This is a genomic window from Litoreibacter janthinus, assembly GCF_900111945.1.
In the GTDB taxonomy this organism is placed as follows: domain Bacteria; phylum Pseudomonadota; class Alphaproteobacteria; order Rhodobacterales; family Rhodobacteraceae; genus Litoreibacter; species Litoreibacter janthinus.
In genome coordinates this window covers 2,152,210-2,168,944 of sequence record NZ_FOYO01000001.1, presented here as the reverse complement: position 1 = coordinate 2,168,944, position 16,735 = coordinate 2,152,210, and the positions used below count along the sequence as shown (strand labels likewise).

Below are 16,735 nucleotides of genomic sequence, written 5' to 3'. Positions count from 1 at the left end.
CCGAGACGACCTCAGGGCGCGGTGGGCAACCTCCGCGCCTTTTGCTATTTGCGCCTGACCTGACGGCAGATGAGGACCACCGGAAGCAAGCCGATAGCGACGATCACCAAAGACGGCACAGCCGCCCCTTCCAGCCGCTCATCCGACGCCAATCGGTAGGCCTGCACGGCCAGCGTGTCATAGTTGAACGGCCGCAGGATCAGGGTGGCGGGAAGCTCCTTCATCACATCCACGAAGACAATCAGCAACGCGGTCAGAAGGCTTGGACGCAAGATGGGCAAGTGAATGCGGCGCAATGTGCCCAACGCAGTTTGCCCCAAAGCGCGCGACGCCATGTCCATATTCGCATTCACGGCGACCTGACCACCCTCATAGGCCCCAAGTGCTGCGGCCAGAAAGCGGATCATATAGGCGATCACCAGCAACCAGATGGAGCCAGTGATCAACAATCCTGTCGAGATGTCAAACGTCGCCCGCATCCACGCGTCCAGTGCGTTGTCGAAATTTGCGAAAGGCACCATCAGCCCCACAGCAATCACCCCGCCAGGCACGGCATAGCCCAAGCGCGCGACAGACGTGGAAATGCGAGACAACGGCCCGTCATCAAGACGCTGCAAATAGCCTAATGTCACCGCCGCAATTACAGTTACAACTGCCGCGATACTAGCCAAAGTCACCGAATTCAGTGCGAACGCCAGATAGCGCGGTGACAGCAGGTCCTGCTCACTACCCAGTCCCATGATCATCAGGGCCACGCCCGGTACGACCCAGCCGAATAAGACGGGCACCACGCAAAGTGCCATTGCCCCCCACTTCGCCACGCCGGTCAAAGCGATCGGGTCCATCGGCTCTTGCCGCTTGGAGCTGTCATGGTATTTCGCCCGCCCGCGCGTTGACCGCTCCAGCACTGCCAGTACCAAGGCGACAGACAGGATTCCCAAGGCCAGCTGAGCGGCCCCGGCCCTATCGCCCAGCGAGAACCAGCTTGTGTAAATCCCAGTCGCAAAGGTCTGCACGCCGAAATATGCCACAGTGCCGAAATCCGCGATGGTTTCCATCACCGCCAGTAAAACTCCGGAGGCAATGGCAGGCCGTGCCATCGGGATCGAGACCAGCAAAAACGCCTGCCACGGGGTCTTCCCCAAGGCGCGGGCGGCCAGAAACGACGTAGCGCTTTGCTGGAGGAATGCTGCACGGGCCAACAGGTAAACATAAGGATACAGCACGAGGATCAGCATCATCGCCGCCCCGCCGATGGATCGAATTTCGGGGAACCAATAGTCCCGTGCGCCCCAGCCTGTCACATCGCGCAACGTCGATTGAACAATGCCGGGATGGTCGAGGATATGTGTGTAGGCGTAAGCCAGCACATAAGCCGGAAAGGCGAGCGGGATGACCAACGCGATTTCCAGCATCTTGCGGCCCGGAAATTCCGTCATAGTCACAAGCCACGCAGCCCCTGTGCCGATCATCAACGTGCCAATAGACACCAGCAACACCAGCAATGCAGTGGTGCGCGTGTAGCGCCCCAGCACAGTATCGGCCAAATGTTCCAGTGTTTCGCTGCCGCCGGTCAAAGCGGCTAACGCCACAGCAATCATCGGCAAAAGGCACACGGCCGCAAGAACCACAGCGGCGCGGCGCAGGCTCTTGGGACCGGTGACGGTCTGGCGGGAACGGATGGCGTTCAACATGACCCCCCGTCTCTACGCGCGTCTAAGCATGTTGGAAAGGCATAACCCACCAAAACGGTCAGGCTCTAATGCGTCGTCTTGGCGCGCTCCACCGTGAAGAAGAACTTCTCGGGGATCTCCTCCATCAGCGCCACGTCGTCAGGGATCACGTCCGGGCCTGACAGAAAGACATTCGCGCCGAAATGGTCATGCATTCGGGCAAGCCGCTCCATCCTTGGCCCAGTCAGGTCCCTGTAGAAGCTGGCGTAGTTGTCTGTCGCTTTCAGCTCTTCGATTTTTTCGCGGTGCTTGCGGACGGAAAAGTCATGCGCCGCGCGCAATTCAGGGTCGGCCATCAGACGCTCAAACTCGGCCTGCAAAAGCGGCAGCTTCGTTTGGGCAGAGCGATCCTCTTGCCAGTTGTTATTCATGCGGAACCAATAGCTTAACCCCTGATCCCTATCCACATGGTTGACCCGACCGCGATCCCGTTTGACCAAAAAACTCTCGGCAGAGCGCACAGCATAGTGGTTCAGCGTCACCAGATCATAACCGTAGCTGTCCGTGGTGGAGCGCCAGCCATTGCGGATCAGCTTCTTCGGCATCGGCTTGCCCGACCCGTTCACCCATTTGATCTTGTCCCATAAGTCCGGCTTCAGACCCTTCGGGCGATGGACCCCCATCTTCTTGTAGATGCCGATGTTGCGGAACAGCGTCTTAAAGCCCCATGCTTGATGCGGTTTGCGGCACAGCTCCGGCGCGCAACGGGTGAACTGGGAGATCAGGAATTCGTCTTTGTATTCATGGATATCGCCGTTTCCGAATAGCCGCCACGTCAGCGAAATCATATTCGCATCACCCACCGCCTTATAAAGATCGTCCAGCTTGCCCTCGCCTACATGGATGTTGATGAACTCATCCACGTCCATCGAGATTGCCCAGCCGGCGTTCTTGAACACCTCTTCGCTGTCTGCGGCATCCAAGGCCCAGTGCTGGGGCTTCAGGTCGGTGCCTGCAAATTTGTTATCACGGCGTTGCAGGATGCCCCGATCTTGGAGCAGGTCCAGCAACTCGTCCGTGCCGTCATTGCAGTCATTGGTATAGACTAGAAAGTCATCGACCCCGATGGCACGGTGGTAGGCAATCCATTCAAGGATGAACGGCCCTTCGTTCTTCATGCAGGTGACGATCACCGTGCGCCCGCCGTCAATGGCCTTGCCCGCAGGTTCTTCCATCTTGCTTTCTGGGGCGCGGACGGGCTTGTGATCCCAAATGTCCTTCGCCATCGCCAGCAGCATGTCATCTTCGATCAGAGAAGTTTTTGGCACCAGTTCCGCAGCCGAGTTTTTCGGGTGGCGAATGGCCATGGCGCGAAGAAAGCCCATGGTTTCTTCGGGTTGCGGCTCTGCATCGACGATGCGGACGAAACGCCAGACCTTGTCGCTGCCCAACCGCGACGGCGAGATGCACCAGCGCCTGTTGGCGCGTGGATTGTCGAACTGGCGGCAGATGTGATCGCCAAATCTCGGCTTTTTCTTCGGACGCACGCGCCAAGGATAGATGCGCTGGCCGATCAGCTGTATGATCCCGACAGAGCTGTCATGGACGGCCTCAAAGGGTTTCGCGTCTAGGGCCAGAAGGTCCATCAGGTCAATATTCATGACCGCCCGCGCGCGCCCCAAGAAGCGCCACTTCGCCCATTCGTACAGCGACAGATCAGCCAAGGGCGACGATTGCGGGTCACTCGGCAAGTCTTCCATGCGGTCTTTGCCCGGCGCATCGGGCGCGTTGAAAGGGTGTGATGCAGCGGGCAGATTGGTCTCGCCAAGAGGCACCGACGACTTCACATGGACAAGGCGCTTAAGCCCGACCTCCTTCGCAAGAACTTTAAGTTTGCGCTCGAACCCTTTCTCGCTGCCTGGTTTTTCACGATCAATCATCAACACGGCCTGCAAGCCGTGACCCGTCACGTGGTAGCGCAGCCAGTCTTCGATCACATCGATGGTCTCGCCGTTGCGCTCCACCATGCAGACAGTCATGTCTTCAAACAGGTCCGTTTCAGGTTGCTGAACGGGCAGCTCCAGCTCTCCGTCCTTCAACGCCATTTTGATATGGTTCGAAGGTTCTCCTGCGGTGCCGACAAACATCGGGCCGCCATTTATCATGCGTGCCTCGGAAAACGTCGCGCAACCGTCGCGAGGTTCGGGGCTGAACGGATCGTAGGAGGTACCGGATTTGAAAAACACGCGCAGCCCCATCCCGCCGACAGGATCTTCCCAGCCGATGCAATCAAGCGCCACAAGGCCTTGATCCTCAACAATATTCAATTCGCGCTTTAGATAGATATCAGTTTGAGCCATGGGCCCTTCCATAGCGTCTGATCAGGTCAAGCGCCACCGCTTCGGGCAAATGCGCGGCCCCCTCTGCCAACAAAAGGCGACCGTATAACTTCAACTCTTCCGGTTCCTCCATCATGTCCGCAAACCGTTGCCGGTGCCAATTCCTGCAAGCGTCAAGCGCGTCAGATACCCCCTCCAGCGCCATAAACTGCTGTAAAACTTTCTGTGTCGCGGCAGACATGTGGGCGATTGAGCGATCTTCGACAGTATTGAAGTTCCGCTCCACCCAATAGGTCAGATCGACCTGTTTTTGTTGGTGATTGGGCAATCCTCGCCCGCGCTTCAGCATGAACTCCGCCGCCGAACGGACAGAGTAGTGGTTCAACTGCACCAGATCACGGGCAATCGGTTGCCCCCAGAGCATGATCTGCCCTTCATTTGCCGCCAAACTGTCGGGCACAGCCGCGCCGGAGCCATCTACGATCCGGGGCAGCCCGTGCCGATCAGCGTTCTTTTGTTTCGGGCGGTGGACTCCGAGCTGACGGAATGGGCCACGCCGCCGGAACAGGGTTTTAAAATAGCTGCCAATCGCGGGGTAAAGCAGGGTTTCGGGAGCTGCGCGGGTGAAGCGTTCCGTCGTCGGCGCGTCAGAGAATCCGACCTGCCCAGCATGACCAAACAGTCGCCAAGGCAAAAGGATCATATCTGCCTCAACCTTCTCGATCAGGTCAGGAATGGATGATATACTGCTGTTAATGTTTATAAATTCATCGCAGTCTACGCAAGCGATCCAGTCTGCACCCGCAACCAAGGGGTGGTCCCAAGCAGCCTTCAGAGCACGCCATTGCGGGGGCTTCTTACCGTCTTCCAATGGCACATGGACAACATCGGGCAAAAGCTTCAACAGCGCCTCGGAGCCGTCCTCGCAGTCGTTGGTGTAAACGAGGAAATCAGTCACGCCAGCAGCGCGGTGGTGAGCAATCCATTCCAGCAGATGCGGCCCTTCATTGCGCATCGTCGTGACGAGTGTGATTTTCATATGACGCCTGTTGCCCTCACGACCCGTTTTCCCTGCGCAACGAATCAGCTTTTCCTTGCGTTTTAACCCCTCCTTTGCGAGAATCGAAACAATCATAAAGAACGGGCAAGGATTAACCTTGCTTTCGAGAGGCAGATAACGTGTCCAAAGACTATGCAATTGCCCAGCTGTGGATCGGCGGCAATCTTTCCTACATGGAGCAGCTCTGCGCCGTGTCTTTCCGCGACGCGGGCCATCACGTCAAAATGTACACCTATGGCGACGTGGGTAACATTCCCGATGGGATCGAGATTTGCGATGCGAACGAGATTATGCCACTTGGCAATGTCATCGCGCATAAGCGCACCGGCTCCCCCGCACCGCAGGCGGACAAGTGGCGCTACAACATGCTGGCCAAGACGGACGACCAAATCTGGGCAGACACCGACGCCTATTGCGTCAAGCGCTTTACCTCCTCCAACGGGCATTTCCACGGCTGGGAAAGCGCGCATCACATCAATAACGGCGTGGTCGGCTTGCCTGCCGACAGCGACACACTTGCTGGATTGATAGACTTCACATCTGACGAATACGCCATTCCCGACTGGTTCTCCGACGACCTGAAGGCAGAAATGCGCGCCAAAAAAGAAGCCGGTGATCCCGTCCATGTGGGTGAGCAGTCTTGGGGTGTCTGGGGCCCGCAGGCCCTGACCCACTTCCTGCACAAAACAGGTGAGCACAAATATTCCATGCCGATCGAGGCGCTGTTCCCGATCAGCTTCAAAAAGCGTCGGATGATGCTGAAACCGAACATGGATCTGAGCCACTACGTCACCGACAACACCCTCTCGATCCACTTCTGGGGGCGCCGCATGCGGATGAGGATTATCGAACGCGAAAATGGCGAGCCCCATCCAGACAGCCTGATCGGCAAGCTGATCAAGAAGCACGGCATCGTGCCGTCCGACGCCCCATTGCCAAAGTCGAACCCGCATCGCCCAAAAGAGCCGAAAATGATCCCAGGCACGGCGATCCCAGAGATTACGAACGCGGATCGCAAGGGTCGTGGCATTGTGAACCTGACCGATATGGCGGACGAGCGCGGCTTGGATCAAGGCAGTGCCAAACACCGCTTCACCGAGCTGTATCAGATGCTGTTCAACCCGCTTCGTGGACGCGCCATTCATATGGGGCTATTGGGCCTCAGCGAACCAGCTGCGGTGGATATGTGGCTGGAGTATCTGTCAAAAGCCAAAATCACCGGCGTCGACATGGACGCCTACGCGGGCAAAAAAGACGCCCGACTAAAAACGATCCGCGCCTCCTCGGATGCGGTGGAGACAGTTGAACGGGCAACCAGTAAGGCGGCCCCGTTCGACGTCATCCTTGATGACGCGTCTCATGCATCGCATCACCAACAACATGCCTTTGCAGCGCTGTTCCCCAAGCTGAAATCCGGTGGGCTCTATATCGTCGAAGATTTGCGATTCCAGCCCAAAGCCTTGGAAAATCACGGCTATCCGCGCACGGCAGTTCTGTTTCAGGGTTATCTGCGCGAAGGCGGCTTTGCCCACCCCGACACAAATATCCAGGACCTGTTAAACGGCTTTCGCGAAGACATCTCTGGCTGCTTCATCTTCCAAGCCCAATGGCACAAAGACAAACGCGACCAGATTTTGGTGGTGCAAAAGCGATGACCCAAAAGCACCTGATCCTGACATGTATGAAGAATGAAGGCCCCTACATCCTAGAGTGGGTCGCCTATCACATGTCGATCGGTTTCGACCATTTTCTGGTCTACACGAATGACTGCAAGGATGGGACGGAGCAGATTCTGCGTCGCCTTGAAAACATGGGAATTCTGACCCACCGCCGCAATCCGGCGCGTGAAGGCGCCCGCGCCTCGCATCAGGTGCGTGCGTTCCGCAAATCGACCAAAGAGCAGGTTTACCAAGACCATGACTGGGTGGCCGTGATTGATGCCGATGAATTCGTCAACATTCATGCTGGTCGCGGCCAGATCACCGATCTGACTGCCGCCGCCCCTGACGCAAAATGCATTTCATTGGCGTGGCGCTTGTTCGGTAGCGCTGATGTGACCTCGTTCCATGACGGCTTCCTGACCGAGACCTTGCGCCGCGCCGCGCCTCAGCATTGCCCCAGCCCTGCACAGGCATGGGGGATCAAATCCATCCACCGGACGGATGCGGTTGATCTGGTCGGCTGCCACCGCCCTAAATCTGTGCCCGACAACGATTGGAGCGCACTGAACTGGACGGGGCCGGCTGGAACGCTGATGCCACAAAGTTATCACAAAAGCAGCTGGCGTCTGAACCGCGACACCATCAGCTACGAACTGGGCCAAATCAACCACTACGCGGTGCGCACACGCGAAAGCTTCTTGCTGAAATCCGCACGCGGTCGCGCGTTTGGCGAAGGTATCCGTGGTGCGGAGTACTGGGCCGACATGAATCGCAACGAGGAATATGACGCCTCGATCCAGCCAAAGCTTGGTGCGATGAAAGACATCTATGACGAACTGATCTGCGACCCCAAGCTGGGCCGCCTGCATGATCGCGCCGTGCAATGGCACCGTGACCAAATCCAGCACATCATGGACACTGAAGTTGGTCGTGCGTTGTTCGCAGCGATCTCTCCCTCAATTGATCTGTTCCCCGGCCTGCGCAAACGGGTGGCCGCATGAGCGACGTGATCGATCTCAAAGCGCCGACCGAAGAAATGGACCGCGACGTGTGGAATGCAGAATTGCGCGCCATGGGGGAGGAGCACGGCTTTTTCGAGGAACTCGGCGCGGACCACACCGCCCTGTTCGTCAAATCCGGCAAGACGCTGATCGTGACGTTCGAAAACCTCGACCATGTGTTCGAGCACGGCAATCGCCTGCCATGGGGCTTTGACTTCGTGCAAAAGCAGGGCTGGTCGATCCTTGGCCTGATGGCCCATGACTGGACATGGTATCGCGACGAAGACGTCATCGCATTCTTCAACCGACTGAAAAAAGAGAAGTTTTTCTCCCAATTCGACACGGTCGTATTCTACGGTGCGTCCATGGGCGCCTATGCGGCTTGCGCTTTCTCGGCCGCCTGCCCCGGTGCGACTGTGGTGGCAATCAGCCCGCAGGCGACGCTCGACCGCGACGTCACATCGTGGGAGACGCGCTACCAAAAAGCGTGGAAGCGCAACTACAACAATGATTACGGATACGCCCCTGACATGGTTGCCAAGGCCAAGGACGTCTTCATTTTCTACGATCCGCTGGAACCGCCCGATGCCATGCATGCGGCGCTGTTTCGCGGCAAGAACATCACCAAGCTGAAATGCCGGTTCCAAGGCCATCGAATCGCGTCAGGGCTCATCCAAATGGGGCTGCTTAAGCCCGTCGTCGGCGCCTGTGTCGACGGCACCCTGACACGCACCAGCTTTTACAAAATGCTTCGGGCGCGGCGCGACTTCCGCCGTTATCTGCGCGAACTCATCCTGCGCATCCCCGAGGACAAACATCCCCTGCTCATCGCCTATCTGGCCGAGCGGGTACTCAGCACCGGCAATGGTCCGGTGTTTCGTCGCAAACTCAACGCGGCAAACGCGCTTCTGCAGAAGCGTGGCATAACGCCCCCCGGCAAAAGAGGGGGCCGCAAATGAAATACTTAGGCAAGGCGGGCAGATCACATGGGAAAGATATGGCTTCATATCGGGTCACCTAAAACAGGGACCACATCGCTTCAGAACTTCCTGAACGACAATGCAGATACGTTGCGGGACACGGGGCGTATCAACTTCATGTCGACCGGCCGCGCGCATATCGCGCATAACCAGTTGGCTGCTGCCGCGCGCACCGGCAATGCACAAAAGCTCATGGAAGACATGCTCCGCGAAGCCGACGCTATGCCTGATGTCACGCATGTGGCGTCGTCCGAGATGCTGTTCAACCTCTATACTGCCCGCAAACTGTCAGGTGCCGCCCCCGACGAATTCAAGCAACGCACCAAAGTCATTTGCTACATTCGCCGCCAGGACACCTATCTTGAGGCACTGTATAAGCAGTTGCTCAAGAACAGCCGCATCCAGCCTGACCGTCAGGCCTTCCTTGATGATGCCAAGCGCCGCCTCCACTATCTGAACACGTTCAACACCTACGCCGATATGTTCGGCGAAAAGAACATCATCGTGCGCCCCTTCGGCCCCAAATGGCTGGTTGATGGCGACGTGGTGCGCGACTTCGCCCATCAATTGGACATGCCAATCACCCGCGATCTGCGGGTCACGGAAGGGTTTTCCAACAAGACGTTCTCGGCTGAAATGTCCGAGCTTTTGTCCCTGATGGGCGAGCGCACCGACTTCAACACCCGCGAAATCATTCGCGAATTGATCGCCCTGAACCACCCCGGCACGATCAAATCGCGCGACGTGTTCTCCCGCTCCGAACGCCGTGGCTTGATGGATCAAGTCACCCGTGAAAACCGCCGTTTGGTGAAACGTTTCATGCCTGACTGCAAGGCCTTCTTCGAAACTCAAGATCTGGATGGGGATGACGAATTCGAAAGCACCGAGGATCAATTGGCGACACAGCTCGCCGACCGGTCCGCCGCGACCGAAGCGTTGATGATCGCCATGGGCAATCTTCAGGCCCGCCGCAAGCAAGAGGCCGAACTTGCCGCCGAAGAGGCCGAGCGCCCTGCCCCAAGCCCCGCCAATGACGCATTGGAAGAAGCGCTTGCCCCGCCCACATGGTATCGCGAGATTTACCCCGGCGGCGACAAATGCGGCTGGTTCCGGTCCTATGGCAACTACGCCGCCTCCTTCGTGGAGCGCGACAAAGACCAGTTGGTCGTCTCTTTCGACAATCTGTCCCAAGCCGGCAACGATGCATACGCACGGGAACCTTGGGCGCAAAAGTTTTGCGCTGACCGAGATTTCTCCCATTTGGGCGTGTATGCGCAGGAGCCAACATGGTTCCGCGACCAAGACCTGATCGACCACCTTGAAAGCCTCCGCGATGAAGGCTTTTTTGCCGGTTTTAAGCGTGTGGCCTTTGTTGGCACGTCGATGGGTGCGTTTGGCGCTTTGACCTTCTCATCGCTGGCGCCGGGCGCCACCGTCGTGGCCTTTTCGCCGCAAACCACTTTGGACGAGCGCAAAGTGCCTTGGGAGGGTCGCTTTGCCAAAGGCCGAGCCGCCGATTGGTCTCTCCCCTATTCCGACGCCGCCAAGCAGACCAAAGCCGCCGAGAATGTTTATCTGGTTTATGACCAATTCCACGAAGGCGACCGCAAGCATGTGGAGCGCCTTAAAGGTCGCAATCTGGTGCATCTCAAAGGGGCCGGATTGGGCCACAAATCCGCGCTCGTGCTCAGCCGGATGAACGTGCTGAAAGACGTGATGGAAGGTGCCGTCTCTGGTGGTTTGACCGAAATCGACTTCTACCGCGCCATTCGTGCACGCAAGGATATCTACCTCTACCGTCAAGCAATGGAAGGGTATCTGACCGACCGTGGAAAGGTCGATCGTGCCGAACGCTTCGCCAATGCCTTCAAGAAGCGGCGCAGACTGCAAGCCGCGTCATAAAGTGGCAAGATCATAAGCCAAGCATAGAAAAGGGCGCATCGAGCGCCCTTTTGCGTTTCATTTTGTAAAGCCGTGATCGGCCCAGAGTGACTTAGATGTGGTAAATGTCGCGGAAAACATGGCGGATGATGTCTTCGCGGCGCAGGCCCATCTTCGCCAGTTCCTCGTCAGATTTCGCATTCAGCTTTTCCATCTGCGCGATCCGCAGGTTGGCGCTGGCGGCCAAATCAATCGATTTATAGAGCGACATAAAGAAATCACCGATGCGTTCAAAGAACGAGTGTGGTCGGGCATGCGTGATATAGGCCATTTTATGTCTCCGTCGCTCTGCAGGCTTAACTCCCTGCGTTGACTAACAGATAGGTAAAGAATGGTGATATAACGAGCCACAATATCGCAATGCCGCGTTGCAGCAAGCGCAACCCTTACAGCGACTTCCCTAGCAGCTGTAGACCTGCGCCCGCACTTCGAAGACGTCCTCCCCCTGCGGAATCGGGTCGAACACCACCGTATTGCCACCGACTTCTTTGGCCTTCTCCTTGGCAGCGCGACGGGCGTCTTTCAGCCCCAATTCCTTCAGCGGACCATACACTCCGGGGATGCCTCGGACGCGGCCTTCGAATTGGCAGTCAGCTACCTGAGCGACGCTGCGTTCTGTGATCGAAGGAACCTCGTAGATCGCTGGAGTGCAGGCTGCCAAGGCCGCCGCTGCAAAGACTGCTTTTTTCATATTGTGCCTCATAACTCTTGTGTTCGAGTGATTGCCGCCTTCCTAGCACAGCAAGCAATGGCTGCCTCCTGAAAAGCGCGTGACCTCGATGACTTTGCTGGTTCCCGCCGACGTGCGTTGCGGCTTTTTCCCCCAACTCTCCTTCCGCCTCTGGCATTGCGCGCGTCAAACCGCTAATCACCGCCAAAGACCAAAGGGGGCCCACATGACCAGCTTGACCATCACCCGACCTGATGACTGGCACCTGCACCTGCGCGACGGCGACATGCTTAAGGCCGTGCTGCCCGAGACCGCCCGCCATTTCGGCCGCGCGATCATTATGCCAAACCTTATTCCGCCTGTGGTGACTGCCAAAGACGCCGCCGAATATCGCGACCGGATCATGGCCGCCAAGCCTGACAACTCCAAATTTCAACCGCTGATGACGCTGTATCTGACGGAAGAAACTGACGTCAAAGACCTGCGCGCAGCCGCCGAGATCGGGCTAATTCATGCAGTGAAGCTCTACCCCGCGGGCGCCACCACCAATTCCGCCTCAGGCGTATCGGACTTTACCAAGGTCAAGCGCGTGTTGGAGAACATGGCGCAGATCGGGCTGCCGCTCTGTGTCCACGGCGAAGTGACCAATCCTGACGTGGATATCTTCGACCGTGAGGCCGTGTTCATCGACACTGTACTGGACCCGATCCGCCGCGACGTGCCCGGTCTGCGCGTGGTGATGGAGCATATCACCACCAAGCAAGGGGCCGACTACGCACGCGAGGGTGGCGACGATCTGGCCGCGACGATCACCACGCACCATCTGGTCATCAACCGGAACCACATCCTCGCCGGGGGCATCAAGCCGCACTACTACTGCTTACCCGTCGCAAAACGCGAAGAGCATCGCCTTGCCTTGCGCCGCGCCGCGACCTCTGGTGACAAGAGCTACTTCCTTGGCACCGACAGCGCGCCGCACACGGATGCCAACAAGTTGCTGCCCTGCGGATGTGCGGGCTGCTTCACCGCGACCAACACAATGTCCGTGCTTGCAGAGGTGTTCGAGCAGGACGGCGCGCTGGACAAGCTGGAAGGTTTCGCCTCGCTCCACGGACCGGCTTTCTACCGGATGAAACCCAATGCCGACACAATCACGCTGACCAAGGGCAATCCTGTTAGCTACCCCGACCATATCGCCACTGCCCAAGGTCCCGTCACCGTGTTCGATCCGTTGATGCCCTTGCATTGGCGTGTCGAATAATCCCGTTTCTGCTTGATCCACCCTGCTGCCGGAGGCCCACATGATCCCGACCACCTACCCGACCCGCGAAGAAATCGCTCGCCTCTCGGCCTCCATGTTGCTGGAAGTCGGCGCCATCCACTTCAACGCGCGCGAGCCGTTCACCCACGCCTCCGGCAAAAAGGCCCCGACCTATGTGGATTGCCGCAAGCTCATCTCCTACCCGCGCATCCGCACCACGCTGATGGATTTTCTGGCCTGCACCGTCATGCGCGACGCGGGGTTTGAGGCGTTCGACAACATCGCGGGCGGCGAGACTGCGGGTATCCCCTTCGGGGCGCTGGTGGCGGAGCGGCTGGAACTGCCGATGACCTATGTGCGCAAGAAGCCCAAAGGCTATGGACGAAACGCCCGTATCGAAGGTGTGATGACAGAAGGCCAGCGCGTGTTGCTGGTGGAAGATATGACGACCGATGGCGGCTCCAAGATCAGCTTTGTCGAAGCGATCCGTGAAACGGGTGCAACCTGCGCCCACACGGCGGTGATTTTCTTCTACGACATCTTCCCTGACACCCGCGAGGTTTTGGGTGGTCACGGCATCACGCTCCATTCGCTGTGCACATGGTGGGACGTACTGGCGGTTGCCAAGGAACAAGCAACCTTCGATGTAGAAACCCTGACCGAGGTCGAGAAATTCCTGCGCAACCCAGCTGAATGGCAAGCGGCGAACAGCTGACGAATCGTAACAGGGCGCGCAGTTTTTCGCTTGTGTGCCCAAAGGCCGTTAATGGGACTGCGTTAAGGTTGCCGTTGCGTTAAGAGATTCCGTCAAGTTCAGAAATATTGTCTACATGTTGACGAATGACCTTCAAAAATCGCAATATGCACGCCTATCTTGCCACTCATAAGTTACCCACAGGATATCCAGATTGATCCGTGTGTCGTGATCCGTCATTGGTCTATTCAGGGACAAGGGGACTGTAATGAATGATTTGAGTACGGCGCCACATTCGGGGCCAGGGGCATCTGTGCATGTGGATGCAGGCGGGGCATTGCCGCATAACATCGAAGCAGAGCAACAGCTTCTCGGCGCAATTCTGACCAATAACGATGTGTTCGACCGTGTTGCTTCCGTGATCACGTCCGAGCATTTCTTCGACCCGGTCCATCGTCGGATCTATGAAACTGCGGCTGCTCGTATCCACAAAAACCTGCTCGTTTCCCCCGTCACTCTGAAACCCTATTTCGAAGACGACGAAGGTCTCCAAGAGCTGGGTGGTCCCGCCTATCTTGTCCGCCTGCAGGGCGCGTCGATTTCCGCCTTTGCCGCCCGTGACTACGCACAAATGATCTACGATCTGGCAATCCGCCGCGAGTTGATCGAGTTGGGGCAGGAAATTGCACTGAAAGCAGGCAAGGTCGAAACCGAAAGCGACCCCCGCAGCCAGATCGTTGACGCAGAGCAGCGCCTCTATGCGCTGGCAGAAGCCGGCCAGACCGAAAGTGGCTTCCAAAGCTTCCTGAAAGCCGTGACAGACGCGGTCGAAGTCGCCAACGCCGCCTACCAGCGTGAAGGCGGCCTTGCAGGTGTCTCCACCGGCCTGATCGACATGGACAAGAAGCTCGGCGGGTTGCACCGTTCGGACCTTTTGATCCTTGCAGGTCGTCCTTCAATGGGGAAAACCTCACTCGCCACCAACATCGCGTTCAATGTGGCAAAGGCCTACAAGAAAGGCATCACCCATGACGGCTCCGAAGGGGCTATCGAGGGCGGCTCTGTGGGATTCTTCTCGCTCGAGATGAGCGCCGAACAGCTTGCCGCTCGTGTCTTGTCCGAAGCTGCCGAAGTGCCCTCCGAGCAGATCCGTCGCGGTGACATGAACGAAACCGAATTCCGCCGCTTCGTCGAAGCCGCCAAGGCGCTCGAATCCTGCCCGCTGTTCATTGACGACACGCCCGCCCTTCCGATCTCGCAACTGGCCGCCCGCGCGCGCCGCCTGAAGCGGACCCATGGCTTGGACGTGCTGATCATCGACTACTTGCAGCTAGTCCGCCCCGCGACCGCCAAAGACAGCCGTGTGAACGAGGTGTCCGAAATCACCCAAGGCTTGAAAGCCATCGCCAAAGAGCTCGACATTCCGGTGATCGCCCTGTCCCAGCTATCACGGAACGTGGAAAGCCGTGAGGACAAGCGCCCGCAGCTGTCCGACCTTCGGGAATCCGGATCGATCGAGCAGGATGCGGATGTCGTGATGTTTGTGTATCGCGAGGAATACTACAAAGAGCGCGAGAAGCCTGCGGATCACGAGCTAGAGAAGATGGCGAACTGGCAAAACGAGATGTCCCATTGCCACGGCAAAGCGGAAGTTATCATAGGCAAGCAGCGTCACGGCCCCATCGGGTCGGTGGAGCTGAGTTTCGAGGGTCGTTTCACCCGCTTTGGCAACCTGATCAAGCCTTGGCAGGATGGCGGTGGCGACGGTGGCGGCGAGTTCTAAAACCCGCACTTCACCGCATTTGGCAAGTACGCAAAGCTGTAGGTGCGACTCAGCAAAAAATATGCTATGAACATGCTTAGAAGCTGGTCCGTCCTGCTCTAATTCCAGGAAAACCCTCTTAACATAAAGCAGGTGTGAAGCTTCCACGAACCGCCGCAAACCCAGCGGCGGTTCTGCTTTTGCAGCCTTACTTTTTGCGGCCGTCGAGGTGTTTACGCAGCTTCGAGGGCGGCGCTTTTTTGCGGCCTTTGAACGGGTTCGCCTCGTTCTGAGATCGCATAAATAGGCGGATTGGTGTGCCGGGCATGTCAAAATCTTCACGCAGGCCGTTCACAAGGTAGCGCGAATAGCTTGCTGGCAGCAGATCAGGGTGTGACGCCATCACAACGAATCCCGGTGGACGGGCTTTCACTTGCGTCATGTAGCGCAGCTTAATGCGCTTTCCTTGCGGCGCGGGCGGCGGGTGCTGTTCCAGCATTCCGACCAACCAACGGTTGAGCGCGGAGGTGCTAACACGGCGATTCCAGACTTGGTGCGCCTCCAGAATGGCGTCATGCAAGCGTTCCAACCCCCTGCCCGTCAATGCGGACACTGTGATCAGTGGCGCGCCGCGAAGCTGCGGCAAAAGCCGCCCGAACTGCTCTTTCAATTGCTTGAGCTTGTCCTGCTTGTCGCCTTCCAAGTCCCATTTGTTGACCGCCAAGACCACCGCGCGCCCCTCGCGCTCGGCCAGATCGGCGATGCGCAAATCCTGCTGCTCGAACGGGATATCCACGTCCAGAAGCACCACAACGACCTCGGCGAATTTGACCGCTCGCAGCCCGTCTGACACCGATAGCTTTTCCAGCTTGTCCTGAATCTTGGCCTTCTTGCGCATCCCCGCCGTGTCGAAAATCCGCATCGGGGTGCCCGACCATTCGGTCATCACAGAAATCGCGTCACGGGTGATCCCGGCCTCCGGGCCAGTCAGCAACCGCTCTTCGCCGATGATCTTGTTGATCAGTGTCGACTTGCCCGCATTTGGTCGCCCGACAACAGCAATTTGCAAAGGTTTCGAAGGGGTTGGAGGGATATATTCAACCTCTTCATCCTCGTCATGTTCTTCGTCTGTGTCCGTCAGATCAACGTCGACCTCGGGGGTGTAATCCTCGTGCTCGGTCTCGGCCAGATCGATCATCGGCCGCAGCACATAGGCCAGGTCGGCCATGCCTTCGCCGTGCTCTGCAGACAGTCCCAAAGGCTCGCCCAGCCCCAAGGAATAGGCCTCCATTAGTCCAGCTTCACCCGCCTTGCCTTCCGCCTTGTTGGCGGCAAGGATCACTTGGGCGTTCTTCTTGCGCAGGATGTCAGCGAAAATCTCGTCCGCTGGCAAAACACCTGCACGGGCATCGATCAGAAACAGGCAGGCGTCGGCCATCTCCACAGCACGTTCCGTCAGCATTCGCATCCGGCCTTGCAGCGACTCGTCGGTGGCCATTTCCAGACCCGCTGTGTCGATGATAGTGAATTTCAGATCCCCCAAACGCGCAGCCCCTTCGCGCAGGTCTCGGGTCACGCCCGGCTGGTCATCAACAAGCGCCAGACGCTTGCCCACCAAACGGTTGAACAGCGTGGATTTACCCACATTGGGACGGCCCACAATGGCGAGGGTGAAGGACATGACTTTTGGCTC

General features: G+C 57.8%; 13 protein-coding genes. 7 read left to right on the top strand and 6 right to left on the bottom strand.

The window, feature by feature from the left end:
- Positions 1-44: 44 nt before the first annotated feature.
- The 3 genes from BM352_RS10855 to BM352_RS10845 form a co-directional block, all read right to left on the bottom strand.
- Positions 45-1,694 (bottom strand): ABC transporter permease, encoded by a 1,650-nt coding sequence (locus BM352_RS10855; RefSeq protein WP_090216642.1) that lies wholly within the window; start codon positions 1,692-1,694, stop codon positions 45-47.
- Between the two features lie 65 nt (positions 1,695-1,759).
- The gene (locus BM352_RS19290) at positions 1,760-2,851 is read right to left on the bottom strand and encodes a glycosyltransferase family 2 protein (protein WP_425434555.1); all 1,092 of its coding nucleotides are present in this window, start codon (positions 2,849-2,851) and stop codon (positions 1,760-1,762) included.
- Between the two features lie 1,168 nt (positions 2,852-4,019).
- On the bottom strand, positions 4,020-5,051 hold the full coding sequence (locus BM352_RS10845) for a glycosyltransferase family 2 protein (RefSeq protein WP_245780974.1): 1,032 nt from the start codon (positions 5,049-5,051) through the stop codon (positions 4,020-4,022).
- Between the two features lie 140 nt (positions 5,052-5,191).
- Here BM352_RS10845 and BM352_RS19155 point away from each other — a divergent pair, with 140 nt between their 5' ends.
- The 4 genes from BM352_RS19155 to BM352_RS10820 are packed head-to-tail and all read left to right on the top strand — an operon-like array spanning position 5,192 to position 10,616.
- Positions 5,192-6,727: a class I SAM-dependent methyltransferase gene (locus BM352_RS19155; protein ID WP_245780973.1), complete on the top strand. Its 1,536-nt coding sequence runs from the start codon at positions 5,192-5,194 to the stop codon at positions 6,725-6,727.
- Positions 6,724-7,734 (top strand): glycosyltransferase family 2 protein, encoded by a 1,011-nt coding sequence (locus tag BM352_RS10830; protein WP_175500663.1) that lies wholly within the window; start codon positions 6,724-6,726, stop codon positions 7,732-7,734. The genes BM352_RS19155 and BM352_RS10830 overlap by 4 nt, the downstream gene beginning before the upstream one ends.
- On the top strand, positions 7,731-8,693 hold the full coding sequence (locus BM352_RS10825) for a hypothetical protein (protein ID WP_090216635.1): 963 nt from the start codon (positions 7,731-7,733) through the stop codon (positions 8,691-8,693). Before BM352_RS10830 ends, BM352_RS10825 begins: the two co-directional genes overlap by 4 nt.
- A 27-nt stretch (positions 8,694-8,720) precedes the next feature.
- On the top strand, positions 8,721-10,616 hold the full coding sequence (locus BM352_RS10820; protein ID WP_090216633.1) for a hypothetical protein: 1,896 nt from the start codon (positions 8,721-8,723) through the stop codon (positions 10,614-10,616).
- Between the two features lie 91 nt (positions 10,617-10,707).
- Here the strand turns inward: BM352_RS10820 and BM352_RS10815 are convergent, their stop codons facing one another.
- Together BM352_RS10815 and BM352_RS10810 are read right to left on the bottom strand one after the other, a co-directional pair.
- The gene (locus tag BM352_RS10815) at positions 10,708-10,926 is read right to left on the bottom strand and encodes a hypothetical protein (RefSeq protein ID WP_090216631.1); all 219 of its coding nucleotides are present in this window, start codon (positions 10,924-10,926) and stop codon (positions 10,708-10,710) included.
- 129 nt (positions 10,927-11,055) lie between these two features.
- On the bottom strand, positions 11,056-11,346 hold the full coding sequence (locus tag BM352_RS10810; RefSeq protein ID WP_090216628.1) for a DUF4156 domain-containing protein: 291 nt from the start codon (positions 11,344-11,346) through the stop codon (positions 11,056-11,058).
- A gap of 205 nt (positions 11,347-11,551) precedes the next feature.
- Here BM352_RS10810 and pyrC point away from each other — a divergent pair, with 205 nt between their 5' ends.
- The 3 genes from pyrC (at position 11,552) to BM352_RS10795 (ending at position 15,063) form a co-directional block, all read left to right on the top strand.
- Positions 11,552-12,586: a dihydroorotase gene (gene pyrC, locus BM352_RS10805; protein WP_090216626.1), complete on the top strand. Its 1,035-nt coding sequence runs from the start codon at positions 11,552-11,554 to the stop codon at positions 12,584-12,586.
- 40 nt (positions 12,587-12,626) lie between these two features.
- Complete coding sequence (locus BM352_RS10800) at positions 12,627-13,301, top strand: orotate phosphoribosyltransferase (RefSeq protein ID WP_090216624.1); 675 nt, start codon at positions 12,627-12,629, stop codon at positions 13,299-13,301.
- A gap of 247 nt (positions 13,302-13,548) precedes the next feature.
- On the top strand, positions 13,549-15,063 hold the full coding sequence (locus BM352_RS10795; RefSeq protein WP_090216622.1) for a replicative DNA helicase: 1,515 nt from the start codon (positions 13,549-13,551) through the stop codon (positions 15,061-15,063).
- 187 nt (positions 15,064-15,250) lie between these two features.
- Here BM352_RS10795 and der read toward each other — a convergent pair whose 3' ends face one another.
- Positions 15,251-16,723 (bottom strand): ribosome biogenesis GTPase Der, encoded by a 1,473-nt coding sequence (gene der, locus BM352_RS10790; RefSeq protein WP_090216620.1) that lies wholly within the window; start codon positions 16,721-16,723, stop codon positions 15,251-15,253.
- Between the last annotated feature and the right edge of the window lie 12 nt (positions 16,724-16,735).

Bases quoted from the DNA above. Each gene is read 5' to 3' on its own strand.
- BM352_RS10855 (WP_090216642.1), bottom strand. From the start codon at position 1,694: ATGTTGAACGCCATCCGTTCCCGCCAGACCGTCACCGGTCCCAAGAGC.
- BM352_RS19290 (WP_425434555.1), bottom strand. From the start codon at position 2,851: ATGAAGAACGAAGGGCCGTTCATCCTTGAATGGATTGCCTACCACCGT.
- BM352_RS10845 (WP_245780974.1), bottom strand. From the start codon at position 5,051: ATGAAAATCACACTCGTCACGACGATGCGCAATGAAGGGCCGCATCTG.
- BM352_RS10830 (WP_175500663.1), top strand. From the start codon at position 6,724: ATGACCCAAAAGCACCTGATCCTGACATGTATGAAGAATGAAGGCCCC.
- BM352_RS10825 (WP_090216635.1), top strand. From the start codon at position 7,731: ATGAGCGACGTGATCGATCTCAAAGCGCCGACCGAAGAAATGGACCGC.
- BM352_RS10820 (WP_090216633.1), top strand. From the start codon at position 8,721: ATGGGAAAGATATGGCTTCATATCGGGTCACCTAAAACAGGGACCACA.
- BM352_RS10815 (WP_090216631.1), bottom strand. From the start codon at position 10,926: ATGGCCTATATCACGCATGCCCGACCACACTCGTTCTTTGAACGCATC.
- BM352_RS10810 (WP_090216628.1), bottom strand. From the start codon at position 11,346: ATGAAAAAAGCAGTCTTTGCAGCGGCGGCCTTGGCAGCCTGCACTCCA.
- pyrC (WP_090216626.1), top strand. From the start codon at position 11,552: ATGACCAGCTTGACCATCACCCGACCTGATGACTGGCACCTGCACCTG.
- BM352_RS10800 (WP_090216624.1), top strand. From the start codon at position 12,627: ATGATCCCGACCACCTACCCGACCCGCGAAGAAATCGCTCGCCTCTCG.
- BM352_RS10795 (WP_090216622.1), top strand. From the start codon at position 13,549: ATGAATGATTTGAGTACGGCGCCACATTCGGGGCCAGGGGCATCTGTG.
- der (WP_090216620.1), bottom strand. From the start codon at position 16,723: ATGTCCTTCACCCTCGCCATTGTGGGCCGTCCCAATGTGGGTAAATCC.